General features: G+C 64.0%; 12 protein-coding genes and 1 tRNA gene. 5 read left to right on the top strand and 8 right to left on the bottom strand.

Annotation, left to right across the window (positions count from 1 at the left end):
- Positions 1 to 24 precede the first annotated feature (24 nt).
- The 4 genes from ACXAED_RS02085 to ACXAED_RS02070 form a co-directional block, all read right to left on the bottom strand.
- Positions 25 to 438, bottom strand: a complete 414-nt coding sequence (locus tag ACXAED_RS02085; RefSeq protein WP_475046529.1) for a very short patch repair endonuclease — start codon at positions 436 to 438, stop codon at positions 25 to 27.
- On the bottom strand, positions 423 to 1,325 hold the full coding sequence (locus ACXAED_RS02080) for a NaeI family type II restriction endonuclease (RefSeq protein WP_475046527.1): 903 nt from the start codon (positions 1,323 to 1,325) through the stop codon (positions 423 to 425). Before ACXAED_RS02080 ends, ACXAED_RS02085 begins: the two co-directional genes overlap by 16 nt.
- 105 nt (positions 1,326 to 1,430) lie before the next feature.
- Positions 1,431 to 2,390: a DNA cytosine methyltransferase gene (locus ACXAED_RS02075; protein ID WP_366661516.1), complete on the bottom strand. Its 960-nt coding sequence runs from the start codon at positions 2,388 to 2,390 to the stop codon at positions 1,431 to 1,433.
- A 146-nt stretch (positions 2,391 to 2,536) separates the two neighbouring features.
- Positions 2,537 to 2,611, bottom strand: a tRNA-Gly gene (locus ACXAED_RS02070).
- Between the two features lie 155 nt (positions 2,612 to 2,766).
- On the opposite strand from ACXAED_RS02070, the gene ACXAED_RS02065 reads away from it, so the two are divergent.
- A complete protein-coding gene (locus tag ACXAED_RS02065) occupies positions 2,767 to 2,940 on the top strand; it encodes a hypothetical protein (protein ID WP_475046526.1) in 174 nt (57 codons plus the stop codon).
- A 201-nt stretch (positions 2,941 to 3,141) separates the two neighbouring features.
- On the opposite strand, the gene ACXAED_RS02060 is transcribed toward ACXAED_RS02065, so the two are convergent.
- On the bottom strand, positions 3,142 to 6,585 hold the full coding sequence (locus ACXAED_RS02060; RefSeq protein WP_475046525.1) for a pyruvate carboxylase: 3,444 nt from the start codon (positions 6,583 to 6,585) through the stop codon (positions 3,142 to 3,144).
- A gap of 408 nt (positions 6,586 to 6,993) precedes the next feature.
- On the opposite strand from ACXAED_RS02060, the gene ACXAED_RS02055 reads away from it, so the two are divergent.
- Positions 6,994 to 7,431, top strand: a complete 438-nt coding sequence (locus ACXAED_RS02055; RefSeq protein WP_475046523.1) for a BLUF domain-containing protein — start codon at positions 6,994 to 6,996, stop codon at positions 7,429 to 7,431.
- A 13-nt stretch (positions 7,432 to 7,444) separates the two neighbouring features.
- On the opposite strand, the gene ACXAED_RS02050 is transcribed toward ACXAED_RS02055, so the two are convergent.
- A complete protein-coding gene (locus ACXAED_RS02050; RefSeq protein WP_475046522.1) occupies positions 7,445 to 8,596 on the bottom strand; it encodes an alpha-hydroxy acid oxidase in 1,152 nt (383 codons plus the stop codon).
- Positions 8,597 to 8,679: 83 nt separating this feature from the next.
- Positions 8,680 to 10,470 (bottom strand): sensor domain-containing diguanylate cyclase, encoded by a 1,791-nt coding sequence (locus ACXAED_RS02045; RefSeq protein ID WP_475046520.1) that lies wholly within the window; start codon positions 10,468 to 10,470, stop codon positions 8,680 to 8,682.
- A gap of 226 nt (positions 10,471 to 10,696) precedes the next feature.
- Between ACXAED_RS02045 and ACXAED_RS02040 the strand changes: the two genes are divergently transcribed.
- Complete coding sequence (locus ACXAED_RS02040; protein ID WP_475046518.1) at positions 10,697 to 13,066, top strand: ATP-dependent helicase; 2,370 nt, start codon at positions 10,697 to 10,699, stop codon at positions 13,064 to 13,066.
- A gap of 395 nt (positions 13,067 to 13,461) precedes the next feature.
- Here the strand turns inward: ACXAED_RS02040 and ACXAED_RS02035 are convergent, their stop codons facing one another.
- A complete protein-coding gene (locus ACXAED_RS02035; RefSeq protein WP_475046517.1) occupies positions 13,462 to 13,671 on the bottom strand; it encodes a DUF1127 domain-containing protein in 210 nt (69 codons plus the stop codon).
- Between the two features lie 364 nt (positions 13,672 to 14,035).
- On the opposite strand from ACXAED_RS02035, the gene ACXAED_RS02030 reads away from it, so the two are divergent.
- Together ACXAED_RS02030 and mraZ are read left to right on the top strand one after the other, a co-directional pair.
- Positions 14,036 to 15,100: an Mrp/NBP35 family ATP-binding protein gene (locus ACXAED_RS02030; protein ID WP_475046515.1), complete on the top strand. Its 1,065-nt coding sequence runs from the start codon at positions 14,036 to 14,038 to the stop codon at positions 15,098 to 15,100.
- An 850-nt stretch (positions 15,101 to 15,950) separates the two neighbouring features.
- Positions 15,951 to 16,454: a division/cell wall cluster transcriptional repressor MraZ gene (gene mraZ, locus ACXAED_RS02025; protein WP_475046513.1), complete on the top strand. Its 504-nt coding sequence runs from the start codon at positions 15,951 to 15,953 to the stop codon at positions 16,452 to 16,454.
- The last annotated feature ends 2 nt before the right edge of the window (positions 16,455 to 16,456 follow it).

Here is a 16,456-nt window from a genome sequence, read left to right as displayed (position 1 = left end):
CGCGCAAGTATCTGTGGATAAGCGTTATTCTGTGGATTTCAGAAAGTCCGCGAGGCGGTTTTCCAAGGCATCAAGGTCCTTTGTCTCGCATTCCCAGACCGTCAGCACCTGCCAGCCCGCGCCCTGCAGCGCGGCCAGCTGCTCTGCGTCGCGTTCGGCATTGCGCCGTAGCTTGGGCTCCCAGTAATCGCGGCGGCTGGACGGAATGCGCCCGTCGCGGCACTCATGCAGATGCCAGAAACAGCCATGCACAAAAATCACCTTGCGGCGCGGCCCGAACACCAGGTCCGGCTTGCCGGGCAGGTCTTTGCGGTGCAGCCGGTAGCGGAAGCCCATCCCGTGCACCATCCGCCGCACCAGCATTTCCGGCTTGGTGTGCTTGGCGCGGATCTTGGCCATATTGGCGCTGCGCCGTTCCGGGGTCAGCTTGTCGGCCATTCCACCTTGTGCCTGGATTGTTCCACCATGCGGGCATGGTAGCTTGTTTCAATCCGGCAGGAAATAAACGCGCTGGCCGGGCAGGGCGGCAGACCCAGCGCCTTGATCAGCTGGGCATCCTTCTGGCCTTCCAGCAGCACGATCTGCTCGCGCGCCAGCATATCGCGGGTGCCGTGGCCGCCATCGGCCCGGATGCGGCGCATGAAGTCCTTCTGCTGCGCCACCGCCTCCACCACGTCGCGCGGCACCGGGCGGCCCTGAATCAGCCGGAACAGCCGCGCCATCCGCTCGTTGCCAGTCTCACCTGCAAAGATCTGCTCCACCGCCGCCTCATCCGCAGTGCGCCAGAAATTGGCAGGGTAGGGCTGGTCCTTCAGCAGCCACAGGATATGGCGGAACCCCTCGGCTGAGATGCTGCGCTTGGCGTCCTTGTTTTGCCCCGCGGTCAAATACTCAGGCCGGGCCACAATCAGCCCGAGATAGCAGCGCGCCCGCACCTCATCCGCGGCGACCAGCAGGCAGGCGCAATCAATCGCCTCGGTCGGGATCATCCAGTTGCCGCCCATGGTGTGCTTAATGTCGACATCCTGGCCCAGGATCTCGGTATCCAGCCGCCCCTTGCGCAAGCGCAGCAGCGCCCGCAGCTCGATCTCGACCCGGGTGCCGATATAGGTCTTTTCGGTCTTCTCCAGCTCTTCATAGGCGCGCCGCCCGGTCTTGGGTGTCATGATCACATCATCAATGCACTGGCGCAGCATTTGCGGCACATCGTATTCAAGCGCCAAGGCACCGCCCGCACGGGTGGTGATTTCTTCTGCCAGCGGGAAAAGGATGCCGAAATCCGGATGGCCGGGAAGGACAAGGCTGTCTGGGAGCTTCTGTTTCAAATGAGGATCTCCCGCCCGGCGGCACGCCGGGCAGTGCCCGACCGCCCCCATGGGCGGGCACTTCGTTTCCGCCCGCGGCCGGGCACGGCCCTCAACGCTCTGTTGCTACGCCCGCACAGCATGCAGCTTCGGCTTGGCAATCGCCGCCTTCAGTTCCCGCGCCACGGCTTCGGCCACCGGCGGCGGGAAGGCGTTGCCGACCTGGCGGTAGGCATTGGTCTTGGCACCTGTGAAATGCCAGGCATCCGGGAAGCCCTGAATGCGCGCGACCATCCGCACCGTCAGCCGCGGCATGTCGTTGTGGAACGGATCCGGCGCCTCGTTCGCAATCGTGCGCCCCTCAACGCCCAAAGCCGCCCAAGCGCGCCGTGCGCGGGTCGGGCCCAGGTCGGGGCCGCCATGTTTCTTGGAGCCGCCAACGATGGTTGGCGCGATCTCATCCGCTTTGGCGGCCCAGTCATCGGCCCCGCGCCAGCCGCGTTCCTTCATCAGGTCGATCAGGGTGGCACCGACGGTCGGCGGGTTGTGCGGCAGCGGCTCGGGCCAGTTGAACTGACCTGCGAATTCCTTGCGCAGGGCGACAATCGCCACCCGCGGCCGCAGCTGTGGCACCCCGAAGTCCGAGGCATTCAGCAACCGCCAATCGGTCTCATAGCCCAGTTTCGACAGCTGCTTCTTCAGCTTCTCACGGTAGTCATGGAACACCGCATCCAGAAAGCCGCGCACATTCTCGATCATCACCGCACGGGGGCGGGTGGCGTCGACAATCTCGATCGCGTCATCGAACAGGTTGCGCTCGTCCTTCTCGCCCAGCTGCTTGCCGGCGACGGAAAACGGCGGGCAGGGCAGACCGCCGGCCAAAAGGTCGATGCCCTTGTAGTCGCCCGCAACCTCCTTGAACTTGCGCACGTCCTCTTCCAGCACGTTCCACTGCGGCCGGTTGTGGCGCAGGGTGGCACAGCAGTGCTTGTCGATCTCAACCAGCGCCGTGTGGTCAAAGCCTGCCTTTTCCAGCCCAAGGGCCTGGCCGCCCGCACCTGCGCATAGTTCTACCGATGTCAGCATTCTGCTCCGCCCGTGTTTTTTCGCGTTCTTGCTCTGTTCCTAGGCGGAAAGGTGATTCCGCACAAGGGATTCCGCACCGGGCCAGAGTAGGGGCAAACCGGCAAAAGCGAAAGGCCGCCCCGAAGGGCGGCCTGTCCGTTTCCCGATGGAGCGGGCGATGAGATTCGAACTCACGACCCTTACCTTGGCAAGGTAATGCTCTACCCCTGAGCTACGCCCGCGCTGCCATCCGGTGAGCGGTGAAATAGGGTTTTGGGGGCTGGGCTGCAAGAGGAAAATCGGCAGCAGGAGAAAAAAATCTGCACAGGCAGCGACGGAACGGCGCAAGACGCGCGTTTCATCCTCAAAGACCGGATTGTCAGGGGAGATTGATAGGATGCTTTGCAAGGATTTCCTGCGGATTGGCAGCCTCTGTGCCGCGATTGGCCTTGGGCTGCTGGCGCACAGCAAACCACCGCAGGCGGACAGCTGGGCGGGAAGGATTAATGTGATCAAGCCTGTGCAGGTCGAAACCGTGACCCTGCCGGAGCCTGCGGCGCTGCGTGTCTGAAACCTTGCGGCAGACCGTTTCCCGGCACGGGAAACGGCCAAAAATCCTGCGAGGATTTTCTGGCTTCGCAGGCGGGCGAAGCCCCCAGTTTTCCGCGCCGGAAAACTGGCCGGAATTCTCGCAGAATTCCGGTTCCGCCGCGCAATGAAAAGGGCGCCCTGCCACTGGCAGGACGCCCTTGTGTCAGATCCGCCTAGCAGCTTATTCCAGCTCGACCAGCAGGTCCTTGGCGTCGATCTGGCCGCCGGCCTGAACATGCACTGCTTTCACAACCGCGTCGCGCTCGGCGTGGATGCCGGTTTCCATCTTCATCGCTTCGATGGTCAGCAGCATGTCGCCTTCATGCACCTGCTGGCCTGCCTGCACCGCAACCGATGCGACAACACCCGGCATCGGCGCGCCGACGTGGTTGGGGTTGCCCGCTTCCGCCTTGGGGTTGGCCTGGGTTGAAGCCTTGACCAGACGGTTCGGCACCCGGATCACGCGGGGCTGGCCGTTGAGTTCAAAGAAGACCTTCACCTCGCCCTTCTCGTCGGTCTCGGAGATGGCCTGCAAGCGGATCTCCAGGGTCTTGCCCGGGTCGATCTCGGCAGTGATCTCCTCGCCCGGCTCCATGCCGTAGAAGAAGGTCCGGGTCGGCAGGGTGCGCACCGGGCCGTACTGGCGGTGGCGGCCCATGTAGTCCAGGAACACCTTGGGATACATCAGGTAGCCGTTCAGGTCCTCGTCATCGACCTTGAAGCCTTCCAGCTGCTTGGACAGATCGGCACGAACAGCTTCCAGGTCGACCGGCTCCAGATGCGCGCCGGGGCGTTCGGTGTTCGGTGCCTCGCCTTTCAGAACCTTGCTTACGATGCCCTCGGGGAAGCCGCCCGGGGGCTGGCCCAGGTTGCCGCGCATCATGTCGACCACCGAGTCGGGGAAGGCCACGTCGGTGGCGGGATCCTCGACCTGCGCACGGGTCAGGCCCTGGCTGACCATCATCAGCGCCATGTCGCCAACCACCTTGGAGGACGGGGTCACCTTGACGATGTCGCCGAACATCTGGTTCACGTCAGCATAGGTCTGCGCCACATCGGCCCATTTCTCTTCCAGCCCCAGAGAGCGCGCCTGCGCCTTCAGGTTGGTGAACTGGCCGCCCGGCATCTCGTGCAGGTAGACCTCGGAGGCCGGGGCCTGCAGGCCGCTTTCGAACGCCACGTACTGCGCCCGCACCTGTTCCCAGTAGCCGGAGATCTCGCGCACCTTGGCGATGTCGATGCCGGTGTCGCGGTCGGTGTTGCGCAGCGCCTCGACGATGGAGCCCAGGCAGGGCTGCGAGGTGCCGCCGGAGAAGGCGTCCATCGCCGCATCCACCGCATCGACGCCGGCATCAGCCGCCGCCAGGATGGTGGCACCCGCCACGCCGGAGGTGTCGTGGGTGTGGAAGTGGACCGGCAGGCCGACTTCTTCTTTCAGCGCCTTGACCAGTTGGCGCGCGGCGGCGGGCTTCAAGAGGCCTGCCATGTCCTTCAGGCCCAGGATGTGGGCACCGGCGGCTTCCAGCTCCTTGGCCATGCCGACATAGTACTTGAGGTCGTACTTGGCGCGGTTCGGGTCCAGGATGTCGCCGGTATAGCAGATGGTGCCTTCGCAGACCTTGCCGCTCTCGACCACCGCGTCCATCGCGACGCGCATGTTCTCGACCCAGTTCAGCGAGTCGAAGACGCGGAACACGTCGACACCGGTCTCCGCCGCCTGACGCACGAACTCCCGCACCACATTGTCCGGATAGTTGGTATAGCCGACGCCGTTGGACGCGCGCAGCAGCATCTGGGTCATCAGGTTTGGCATCCGCTCACGCAGGTCGCGCAGGCGCTGCCACGGGCATTCCTGCAAGAAGCGGTAGGCCACGTCAAAGGTCGCACCGCCCCAGCACTCGACCGAGAACAGCTGGCTGAGGTTCTGCGCATAGGCCGGCGCCACCTTGATCATGTCGATCGAGCGCATCCGGGTCGCCAGCAGCGACTGGTGGCCGTCGCGCATGGTGGTGTCGGTCAGCAAAAGCTGGCGCTGCGCCTTCATCCAGTCGGCAACGGCTTGCGCGCCTTTCTGCTCCAGCAGGTTGCGGGTGCCATAGGGCAGGTTGCCCGGCTCCGCCTTGGGCGCGCGCGGCTCTTTCAGGTCGGCAGCGGGGGCCGGGCGGCCTTCGGTCTCCGGGTGGCCGTTCACGGTGATGTCCGCGATATAGGTCAGCACCTTGGTGCCGCGGTCGCGGCGCTTCTTGAACTGGAACAGGTCCGGGGTCTCGTCGATGAACTTGGTAGTGTATTCATTCGACAGGAAGGTCGGGTGCTTCAGCAGGTTCTCGACAAACGCGATGTTGGTGCTGACACCGCGGACCCGGAATTCGCGCAGCGCGCGGTCCATGCGGGCAATCGCCTTCTCGGGCGTCGGCGCCCAGGCGGTGACCTTGGTCAGCAGCGAGTCGTAATACCGGGTGATCACGCCGCCCGCATATGCGGTGCCGCCGTCCAGGCGGATGCCCATGCCGGTGGCCGAACGGTAGGCGGTGATGCGGCCATAATCCGGGATGAAGTTGTTCAGCGGATCCTCGGTGGTGACGCGCGTCTGCAGCGCGTGGCCGTTCAGGCGGATGTCGTCCTGGCTCGCCTTGCCGGTGGCCTCGGCAATGGTCTTGCCCTCGGCGATCAGGATCTGCGCCTGCACGATGTCGATGCCGGTGACCTCTTCGGTCACGGTATGCTCCACCTGCACCCGCGGGTTCACTTCGATGAAGTAGAAGTTGCCGGATTCCATATCCATCAGGAATTCGACGGTGCCCGCGCACTCATAGTTCACATGCTGGCAGATCTTGCGGCCCAGGTCGCACAGCTCGGCGCGCTGCGTGTCGCTCAGGTACGGGGCAGGGGCACGCTCAACCACTTTCTGGTTGCGGCGCTGGACCGAACAGTCCCGCTCATAAAGGTGATAGATGTTGCCGTCCTTGTCGCCCAGGATCTGCACCTCGACGTGGCGGGCGCGGGTGATCATCTTTTCCAGATAGCCCTCGCCGTTGCCAAAGGCGGCTTCCGCTTCGCGGCGGCCTTCCAGCACCTTCTCTTCCAGCTCCTTTTCGGCGTGGATCGGACGCATGCCGCGGCCGCCGCCGCCCCAGGAGGCCTTCAGCATCAAGGGGTAGCCGATCTCAGCCGCTTCCTTGCGGATCGCGTCCATGTCGTCGCCCAGAACTTCGGTCGCCGGAATGACCGGCACGCCGGCTGCAATCGCCACCTTGCGGGCCGATGCCTTGTCGCCAAGCGCGCGCATGGTTTCCGCCTTGGGGCCGATGAAGGTGATGCCGTTGCGGGCGCAGGCGTCAACGAACTCTGGGTTCTCGGACAACAGGCCGTAGCCGGGGTGGATCGCATCAGCGCCGCTTTCCTTGGCGACGCGGATGATCTCGTCGATCGACAGATAGGCCGCAACCGGCCCCATGCCTTCGCCGATCCGGTAGGCTTCGTCCGCCTTGAACCGGTGCAGGCCGAGTTTGTCTTCCTCGGCATAGACGGCGACGGTGCGCTTGCCCATCTCGTTGGCGGCGCGCATTACGCGGATCGCGATCTCGCCACGGTTGGCAATCAGGATCTTTTTGAAGTCGGTCATTTCACCCTCGGGGTCCGTGCAAGTTGGTGCAGTGTTAGGCGGATATTAGCGATCCGCACAACCGTAGTTCTGGGTATTTCCGGCATGATTGCGCTCTCAAGCGGCCTGTTTTTGGATTTTTGTTACATACCGGATGCCGGTTTTTTCCGCTTTGTAACGGGCCCCGCGCCGGCTGATGAGCGCGGCAGGGCCGGAAAGCGGCAGCCGGGGGTGCACCGCTTTAGGATGGCGTGCTCAACTTTGGGTCAGAAATGCAGGGATTTGCGCAACCAAAGAGCCAGGACCTGACCTTCCGGTGCAGAGGCAGCGGGCGATTGCGCGGTTAGACTGAAAACAGACTTGGGTTCAATTGCTTGCCCTCATCAAACCAGCCGCGCCCGGTGCCGGCTGCTGCAAAGGAGAGTAAACATGCACCGTATTATCTACGTCAGCCAGGCAGCGGGCGGCATGACCAGCACAGATCTGGCCGTAATCGTCGAGAAAGCGCAGAAAACCAACGCTGCCGCCGAAGTGACCGGCATGCTGGTCGGCCACAAGGGGTGGTTCCTGCAGGTGATCGAAGGCCCGGCACAAGCGCTGGCTGCGCTGTTTCACCGCATCAGTTCCGACCCGCGGCACGGCAATATCCGGGTTCTGGTCAGCGAGCCGGCGGAATACCGGGCCTTCCCCGAATGGCGGATGGCCTTCTCGGAACCGCACGTGCTGCCGGGGGCCGTGCAAAAGCACGTTTTTGCGCTGCAGAACCTGATCCCGATCAACAGCCCCGACCGCGGCAGCGAAACCGCCGTGCGGCAGGTCGTGCGCGACTTTCTCGCCGCCTTTGAGCGGCTGGAGAAGACAGCCTGACGCGGGCGGCGGTTCACCCCGCCGTCAAAAGACGCGGTTCCAGGGATCGAAGGGCCGCCAGATCCGGCGTTCCCAGCTGGCTCATATTGGCCTGCATGTCCTTGGCCAGAACATCGGTCAGATGCGCCGGGCCGTCAGCGCCAAGCGCTGCCAGCGCATAATGGTAGGCGCGGCCCAGCATGACAAAATCCGCCCCCAGCGCCAGTGCCCTGATGATGTCCAGCCCGCCCTCGATACCGCTGTCGAAGATCAGCGGAATCCGCACTGCCTCGCGGATCTCCGGCAGCAGGTCTATTGCGGCGGGGCAGCCGTCGAACTGGCGGCCGCCGTGGTTGGAGACCCAGACCGCATCGGCACCGGCCTCTTCCAGCCGTCTGGCATCCTGCGCCCGCTGCACGCCCTTGATGATGAACGGGCCGTCCCAGTTGCGCCGCAGCCACTGCACATAGTTCCAATCGGGCGAGGTGCGCAGCAGGTAACCGATATGGGCGGTTGGCGGCAGGTTTGCCTGTGCGCCGGAGATGTATTTGTCCAGCGTCCGCATATGCGGCATCCCATGCCGTGCCATCCCCAGCGCCCAGGCGGGCCGCATCGCGATCTGCGCCAAAAGCCGCGGGGTCAGCCGCGGCGGCTGGGTCAGGCCGGAGCGCGTCTGCCGCTCCCGGCGTGAGGCGGCGGGCACATCCACCGTCAGCACCAGCGTCCGGAACCCCGCATCCCGGGCCCGCGCCAGCAGGTCGGTGCGGATGCCCTCATCCTTTGGCGGATAAAGCTGAAACCAGGCGTCCTCCCCCAGGTGCGGCGCCAGATCCTCGGGCGAGCGGCTGGCCACGGTTGACAGGCAAAAGGGAATGCCCGCCACAGCGGCGCTGCGGGCCAGGATGGCCTCGGCATCCGGCCAGATCAGTCCTGACATGCCGACGGGCGCGATGCCAAACGGCAGGGCCTGCGGCTTGCCCAGGAACTCAGTCCTCAGGTCCGGCTCCATCGGTCCGTGCAGGATGGACGGGAGAAACCGCACCCGGTCCAGCCCGGTGCGGTTGCGCGCCTTGGCGGCCTCGCCGCCGGTGCCGCTGTCCAGATAGTCCCAGACGAAGCGCGGCAGCCGGGCCCGGGCGCGGTCTCTCAGATCGCTAAGGCCCGGGTATCTTTGATGCAAATCCATGCACGCATTGGTACGCGGCGGGCGGCAGAGTGCAAGAAAAAGCGCCCGGCGCCTGTCACAGCTTCCGGGCGCCCGGCTGCGGCTTAGGCCGCGGCATCCTTGTCCTGCGGTTCCGGGGCGCCGGCGGCCTGCACCGCCGGATTGCGCGGGGCGGGGATTGCGCCATCCGCAACGCAGACCTGATTGCGGCCCTTGGCCTTGGCATCATAAAGCGCATCGTCAGAGGCGCGCAGCAGATCCTGCGGCATGGTGCCATGCGCCGGGTAATGCGCCACGCCCAGCGAAATGGTGATCCGCGGCAGTGCCTTTTCACCATAGCGGACGACCACATCCTCAACCCCTTGGCGCAGCAGTTCAGCCTTGGTCATCACGTCCTCCTGGCTCAGGCCAGGCAGAATCAGGGTGAACTCCTCGCCGCCGGGACGGCAGGCGATCTCGTCGCCGTCGCAGGCCTGTTCCAGCACCGAGCCGACCGCACGCAGCACCATATCGCCCGCATCATGGCCGTGGTTGTCGTTGAATTTCTTGAAGTGGTCGACGTCGATCGACACCACGCTGAGCCGCCGTCCGCTGTTCTGGCTGGCGCCGATGAGCTTGCGCAGGCTTTCCGTCATGTGACGGCGGTTGAACAGTCCGGTCAGCGGATCGCGCACCGACTGGTCGTGCAGCTGGTCGCGCATCCGCACGTTTGCGATTGCCATTGAAATCTGTTCCGCGCACATCTGCGCCAGTTTCTTGGTGCCGACAAACTCCGGGCATTCGTCCTTGATCGCCCGCAGATGCATCAGGCCAACGGTTTCACCATGCGCCAGGATCGGAAAGCAGTAATAGCTCCGGCCGTCATGCGGCTCCGCATGCTCGCAGACGAAATCAATCTCAGAGGTGCCGAACTCATAGGTGCGGCCCCGGCGCAGGCCCCAGCATTCCTCAGGGTGGATGTGATCCTTGTGGCTGCCGCCGTTCCAGCTCGCACAGCCGTCCAGCACATCGCGGGAGTTGGAGTAGACATAGATGCTGCCCTCGGCGGTGGGCAGGATGTGGGTCGTGAAACGGGCAACCATGTCGAACAGCTCATCCAGGGAGCGGCTTGACTGAAGCCATTCGTTCAGCTCCCCCAGCAGCTGCACCTCGCGCGCCAGCCGCAGCTGTTCATCCAGGATGCCGCGCTCTTTCTTGTTCTGCTGCTGCATCTGGTTCATGCTGAACCGGTTGGTCCTGAACACCACATAGACCGCGATGGTCATGGCCAAGAGCGCAATGGAAGTCAGCACAATCAGCGACAGCTGGGCGCGGCGGATAAACGTCGTCCTCAGGTCGGTGATATCGGTGTAGAAATCAATCGCACCGTCGAATTGACCATTGTAAATCAGCGGCACATAGACCTGCGCAACCTCCCGCGTGATGCTGCTGTCAAAGCCGTTGGACTGCAGCGGGAACCCATCCACCTCATAGGCTGGCAGCGGCTCGTGCATGTAATAGACCTCACCGCGCGCGACCTGTGTGCTGAAAAAGGCGTTGGTCTCATACTCGCCGATCTCTTCGCTGCGGGTGGACCAGAAAATTTCCCCGTCGCTGGTCAGCAGGCGGAACCGGAATACGTCCGTCTCCTCTGGCAGCAGCAGCAGATCCTGGGCGTCCGCGGGCCGGATCCGCCCCTCTTCAAAGGAGTCCCCGACGTCTGTCATGTGCAGCACCACCCTGCGCTGCCAATGCTGCGACTGCTTGCGCAGATCGTTTTCGATCATCCGGTCCACGATGGGCGTGGGGACCGCAAACACAGCCCAGGCCGAAGCGCCCGCGGCTGCGACAAGGACCAGGATCAGCGATAAGCTGCGGATCTTTTCAGCAAGGCTGGATCTCAAGTTTTTCTTCATTTTTCTGCGCCTGAAGTGCTGTAAAGTTAAGGGACGGTATGCAACCGCGACCCTAGCCGGGATTGCTTTCGGTCCCGTTAATCTCCCGTAAGATTCCTGAAATCTTTCTTTCCGCTGAGCACTTTACAGCCGCCGCCCATGGGTCCCGAAGATGTGGCGGAAGGCAGGTGAACAGAGTGTGAACGTCCTCTTTCCGCCAGGCTTGAATCAGGCTAAGATCGCGCCCATGAGCAGTTTTGACGAAATGGACGCCTTTGAGGGCGCTTCGCTGTCGGCCCGCGCCATGCAGGCGCGGCCGATGCCGTATCTGGACAGCCTCAACCCCGCCCAGCGGGAGGCCGTTGAATGCCTCGACGGCCCGGTGCTGATGCTGGCGGGCGCGGGCACCGGCAAGACCAAGGCGCTGACCACCCGCATCGTGCATCTCCTCAGCACCGGCCGCGCGCGCCCGAATGAGATCCTGTCGGTGACCTTCACCAACAAGGCCGCCCGCGAGATGAAGGAGCGGGTCGGGGCGATGCTGGGCCAGGCTGTTGAAGGGATGCCGTGGCTCGGCACCTTCCATTCGATCTGCGTCAAGCTGCTGCGCCGCCACGCTGAACTGGCGGGGCTGAAATCGAACTTCACCATTCTCGACACCGACGACCAGATCCGCCTGCTCAAGCAATTGATCCAGGCCGCGGGCATCGACGACAAGCGCTGGCCCGCGCGGATGCTGGCGGGCATCATCGACGACTGGAAAAACCGCGCACTGACGCCGGACAAGGTGCCCGCAGGCGACGCCAGCGCCTATAACAGCCGCGGCACCGAATTCTACGCCCAGTACCAAACCCGCCTGCGCGAGCTGAATGCGGTGGATTTCGGCGACCTGCTCTTGCACATGGTCACGATTTTCCAGAACCACCCCGACGTGCTGGAGCAGTACCAGCGCTGGTTCCGCTACATCATGGTGGACGAATACCAGGATACCAACGTCGCCCAGTACCTCTGGCTGCGGCTGCTGGCGGGCAAGCATAAAAACGTCTGCTGTGTCGGCGACGACGATCAGTCGATCTATGGCTGGCGCGGCGCCGAGGTTGGCAACATCCTGCGGTTTGAGAAGGATTTTCCCGGCGCAATGGTGGTCCGGCTGGAGCAGAACTACCGCTCCACCGGCCATATCCTCGCCGCCGCCGCGGGCGTCATCCGCGGCAACCAGGGCCGCCTCGGCAAAGAATTGTGGACCGAGGCCGGCGACGGCGAAAAGGTCCGCCTGATCGGCCATTGGGACGGCGAGGAAGAGGCCCGCTGGATCGGCGAAGAGATTGAATCGATGCAGCGCGGCACCCGCGGCCAGGCACCGCTGGGGCTGGACCAGATGGCCATTCTGGTCCGCGCCTCCCACCAGATGCGCGCGTTCGAGGACCGCTTCCTGACCATCGGCCTGCCGTACCGCGTGATCGGCGGCCCGCGCTTTTATGAGCGGATGGAGATCCGCGATGCGATGGCCTATTTCCGCGTGGTGGTCTCCCCCGACGACGACCTGGCATTTGAGCGCATCGTCAACACCCCGAAACGCGGCCTTGGCGACAAGGCGCAGCAGACCATCCAAAGCATCGCCCGCGAAAATGGCGTTTCACTGGTGGAAGGTGCGCGGCTTGCAGTCGAGAGCGGCCAGATCAAGGGCAAGGGCGGCGGCGCCCTGCGCCAGCTGGTCGAAGGCATCGCCCGCTGGGGCCGCATGGCGGGCGACGCTGACATGACCCATATGGAGCTGGCAGAGATCATCCTGGATGAGTCGGGCTACACAACCATGTGGCAGAACGACAAGAACCCGGACTCGCCGGGCCGCCTGGAAAACCTCAAGGAACTGGTGAAGGCGCTGGAGTTCTTCGAGAACCTGCAGGGCTTCCTAGAGCACGTCAGCCTGGTGATGGACAACGACAAGCAGGACGCGGACGAGAAAGTCTCGATCATGACCCTGCACGCCGCCAAGGGCCTGGAGTTCCCTGCGGTCTTCCTGCCAGGCTGGGAGGACGGGCTGTTCCCCTCGCAGCGCTCAATGGACGAAAGCGGCCTGAAGGGCTTGGAGGAAGAGCGCCGCCTTGCCTATGTCGGCATCACCCGCGCCGAACAGATTTGCACCATATCTTTCGCCGGCAACCGGCGGGTGTTCGGGCAATGGCAATCGCAGCTGCCCTCGCGCTTCATCGACGAGCTGCCGGAGGAGCATGTCGAGGTGCTGACGCCCCCGGGCCTTTATGGCGGCGGCTACGGCGCTGCGGCACCCGGCGGCGCGATGGCGGGCGGGCAGGTGCGCTCAACGATCGAAGAGAAAATGGCGCAGGCCGATGGCTACAACTCGCCCGGCTGGAAGCGGATGCAGGCCCGTGCGGGCCAGCGCGGCCTGTCGCAGCCAAAAGAGAGCAAGCACCAGGTGATCGACCTGACCGCGACCTCCAGCTTCACCTTGGGGGAGCGGGTGTTCCACCAGAAGTTCGGCTACGGCGCCATCACCGGCATCGAGGGCGACAAGCTTGAAGTGGACTTTGAGAAGGCAGGCACCAAGAAAGTGGTCGCCCGCTTTGTTTCTGCCACGGACGACGTTCCGTTTTAAACGAAGTATTTATGCCGGCAGGGCAGGCGGATCGGATCGCGCAGCGATCCGATCCGGGCGCGGGCGCGGCGGGCAGCATGGCTGCCCGCCGCGCCCGCGCCACCCCTTTCCTCTGAAACAAGCGCGGCTTTGGCCAGGTGTGTGCCTGGCTGCAGCTGCGCGTCAGCGGGAGGGCCAAGTTCTGATGTCCCGGAAAAACAAGAAACGGCGGCGCCCAGGGAGGAGGAGGGGCACCGCCGTTCTGTCATACACCGGGGAAAAGGGAGGAGGAGACCCCGGTGATCCAAACCCGGCCTCTTGGGCCGGTATAGGGTGCGGCGGCATCAGGGAGGAGGAGGATGCCGCCGCGTAGCACAGGCTCTTCAAAGGGAGGAGGAGGAAGAGCCTGATCTCTATTAGTTGTTCTCGTATGCGGCCTGATAGGCGACGCGCTTGATTTCGCTGCGGCTCAGGCCCAGGTCCGCCAGCTCGCGGCCCGACAGCGCCGACAGCTCATTGACGGTCTGGCGGTACAGCCGGTAGCGGACGAACTTGACCAGAAGCGTGTTCAGAACGCCAACCGGGGATGCCACGCTCACCGCGGAGATTTGATGTGCTGCAGCCATGGGTCTGTTCCTTCGTCCAACCGTTTCGTCATCTGCGTCTTGCGCCTCAGCGGCGCCGCTTGAGCCACAATTTAGGGATCTCGCCAGAAGTCGCAATCCCGTGCTTCGTCATTGCTGCTATGCAGCATTTGCATGGGTGACGTATGGGTATGTAGCTGGAATATGGCGATATTTTCAGCAGCCGCTTACGCAACTGTATAATTTCCCGGCACCGCGCGGCAGCCTGTGCATGGCTGGTGCTGCCGCTGTTGACAGGCGGGCAGGCTGCCGTTCCAGGCCGCGTCTGCGGCATTCGGGCCGGACGGGTTCCAAGCGCCGCTGCCGCGGCATATATATGTGCCGGAAAACACGCAGGAGCGCAGACATGCCGGTCACCCAGGAACAGATTCACGCAGTATTGGAGCGGCTCGCCCTGCCGGATGGCGGCACTCTGGTGTCGCGCGACATGCTGCGGGCGCTGCGCATTGAGGGCGGCAAGGTCAGCTTCGTGATCGAAGCGCCCAGCCTGGAAATCGCCAAGCTGATGGAGCCTTTGCGCCAGGCGGCCGAGGCGGCCGTGCTGTCGCTGGACGGGGTGGAGGCCGTGGCCGCGGCGCTGACCGCCCACGCGCCGCAGCAGCCCGCTCCCAGTCTCAAGGTGGGCGGCCACCCGAAACCGCAGGCGGAGCCGCTGAAACCCGCGGGCGTCAAGCGGATCCTGGCCGTGGCCTCCGGCAAGGGCGGGGTGGGGAAGTCCACCGTTTCCTCCAACCTCGCCGTGGCACTGGCCAGGCAGGGCCGCAAGGTGGGGCTGCTGGACGCCGATATATACGGCCCCTCCCAGCCCCGGATGATGGGCGCCAAAGGCCGCCCCGCCAGCCCCGACGGCAAGACCATCGAGCCGCTGCACGCTCATGGCGTCACCCTGATGTCGATCGGTTTCATGCTGGAGGAGGGCAAGGCAGTGGTCTGGCGCGGCCCCATGCTGATGGGCGCGCTGCAGCAGATGCTGGGGCAGGTGAACTGGGGCGAGCTGGACGTGCTGATCGTCGACCTGCCGCCCGGCACCGGCGATGTGCAGCTGACGCTCTGCACCAAGGCAGAGCTGACGGGCGCCATCGTCGTCTCCACCCCGCAGGACGTGGCGCTGCTGGACGCACGCAAGGCGCTGGACATGTTCGGCACGCTGAAAACCCCGGTGCTGGGGCTGATCGAGAATATGTCCTTCTTCGCCTGCCCGGATTGCGGCAGCGAGCATCACATCTTCGGCAATGGCGGTGTCGCGGCCGAAGCTGAAACGCTGGGGCTGCCGCTGCTGGGGGCTTTGCCGATCGACCTGGAAACCCGGCTCGCGGGCGACAGCGGCACGCCGGTGGCTGCGGGCGAGGGCGCAATGGCCCAGGCCTATGCCCGGATCGCCGAAGGGCTGGTCAGGGGCGGCATGGCCTGACGCGCCGCGGGCCGAACTCTCTCTATATAGGTATTGGCACCCTGCATCTGATGGCCCGCCCTTTTGGCGGGCCTTCTGCCGTTCGGCGTCGCCGAATGGGCGCAGACGGGAACGCCTGCCCGGTCCGGGACCGGATGGGACGGGCCGCCCGGAATGGGACCGCATGGGGCGGCTGGGAAACCATGGGACGGCTGGGAATTTGCGGGACAGGCGGGAAATCATGGGCGGCATGGGAAATCATGGCCCGGATTTCCGCTTATTCCCTCTTGCCAGCGCGAATCACCGCGTGCTCAAACGCAGGCAATGGAACTTTCCGGCTTGTTGAGGACAGGCGGCTTGAGAACGTAGCGCGAACATACGCGGTTTCAGCGAGTCGTCTGACGGAATCGCGGGAAACTATGGGAAAAAAATCACCTCCGCAACTCGCACCTATATCTAGTGTTTGCGGTCGCTTTGCTCACAACAAGTTCGTAATTTTGGCCTGAGATGGTCACGAATCTCTTGCGAATCTCTGCGTTCGCCGCCAACCCCTGAGCGATTTCCCGCAAAAAACAGTTGCAGGGCCATCAATTCCCATAGTATCCCTGTTTCATCAGATGAGACGAGGGACGGGGCGCCAAACGACCCCAGACCAAAAAACAAAACAAGCAGGTTTCATACAGGCCTTCGCTTTCATCGAACCAAGAGATCCGGCGCGCGAGCGAGCAGACATCCCCCCAGGTGGCGCGCGCAGTCGGACATCCCGCAAAGCGGGCCAAGGCGGCGGGTTGATCAGTGGCAGCAGATCAACCCGCCCCTTTTCATTCTGGGGAACGGATTAACGCGAGGGACGCGCGAAAAGGACGGTAAATTGGGCCGCAGGTTCAGAGGCGAAAGCCACCATAAGGTGGACAGCAAGGGGCGGGTGTCAATTCCCGCCTCCTTTCGCCGTGTTCTGGAGGCCGCCGATCCGAACTGGCAGCCGGGCCAGAACCCCGAACTGGTGATCGTCTACGGCGACCATCGCCGCAATTTCCTGGAATGCTATACTATCGAGGCGATCGAAGAGGTCGACGCCAAGATCGACCAGCTGCCGCGCGGCTCGATGCAGCGCAAGATGCTGCAGCGGATGTTCCACGGCCAGTCCTTCCCGACCAACGTGGACGAGACCGGCCGCCTGGTGCTGCCCGCCAAGCTGCGCCAGAAGATTGATCTGGAGGCCGAGGCCTTTTTCATCGCCGCGGGCGACACCTTCCAGATCTGGAAGCCGGAAACCTACGAGGCCGAGGAACTGGCCCAGGCCGAAGAGTGGATGGATGACCTGCCCGAGGGCTTCGATCCGATGGAATTCCTAGATGGCGCCGGGAGCGCTTAAGA

This window comes from Leisingera sp. ABM4_103 (assembly GCF_056158685.1).
This window is presented reverse-complemented; position numbering and strand designations above follow the sequence as displayed.

Excerpts from the sequence above, each read along its gene's own strand:
- ACXAED_RS02085 (WP_475046529.1), bottom strand. The coding sequence starts at position 438 with ATGGCCGACAAGCTGACCCCGGAACGGCGCAGCGCCAATATGGCCAAG.
- ACXAED_RS02075 (WP_366661516.1), bottom strand. The coding sequence starts at position 2,390 with ATGCTGACATCGGTAGAACTATGCGCAGGTGCGGGCGGCCAGGCCCTT.
- ACXAED_RS02065 (WP_475046526.1), top strand. The coding sequence starts at position 2,767 with ATGCTTTGCAAGGATTTCCTGCGGATTGGCAGCCTCTGTGCCGCGATT.
- ACXAED_RS02060 (WP_475046525.1), bottom strand. The coding sequence starts at position 6,585 with ATGACCGACTTCAAAAAGATCCTGATTGCCAACCGTGGCGAGATCGCG.
- ACXAED_RS02055 (WP_475046523.1), top strand. The coding sequence starts at position 6,994 with ATGCACCGTATTATCTACGTCAGCCAGGCAGCGGGCGGCATGACCAGC.
- ACXAED_RS02050 (WP_475046522.1), bottom strand. The coding sequence starts at position 8,596 with ATGGATTTGCATCAAAGATACCCGGGCCTTAGCGATCTGAGAGACCGC.
- ACXAED_RS02045 (WP_475046520.1), bottom strand. The coding sequence starts at position 10,470 with ATGAAGAAAAACTTGAGATCCAGCCTTGCTGAAAAGATCCGCAGCTTA.
- ACXAED_RS02040 (WP_475046518.1), top strand. The coding sequence starts at position 10,697 with ATGAGCAGTTTTGACGAAATGGACGCCTTTGAGGGCGCTTCGCTGTCG.
- ACXAED_RS02035 (WP_475046517.1), bottom strand. The coding sequence starts at position 13,671 with ATGGCTGCAGCACATCAAATCTCCGCGGTGAGCGTGGCATCCCCGGTT.
- ACXAED_RS02030 (WP_475046515.1), top strand. The coding sequence starts at position 14,036 with ATGCCGGTCACCCAGGAACAGATTCACGCAGTATTGGAGCGGCTCGCC.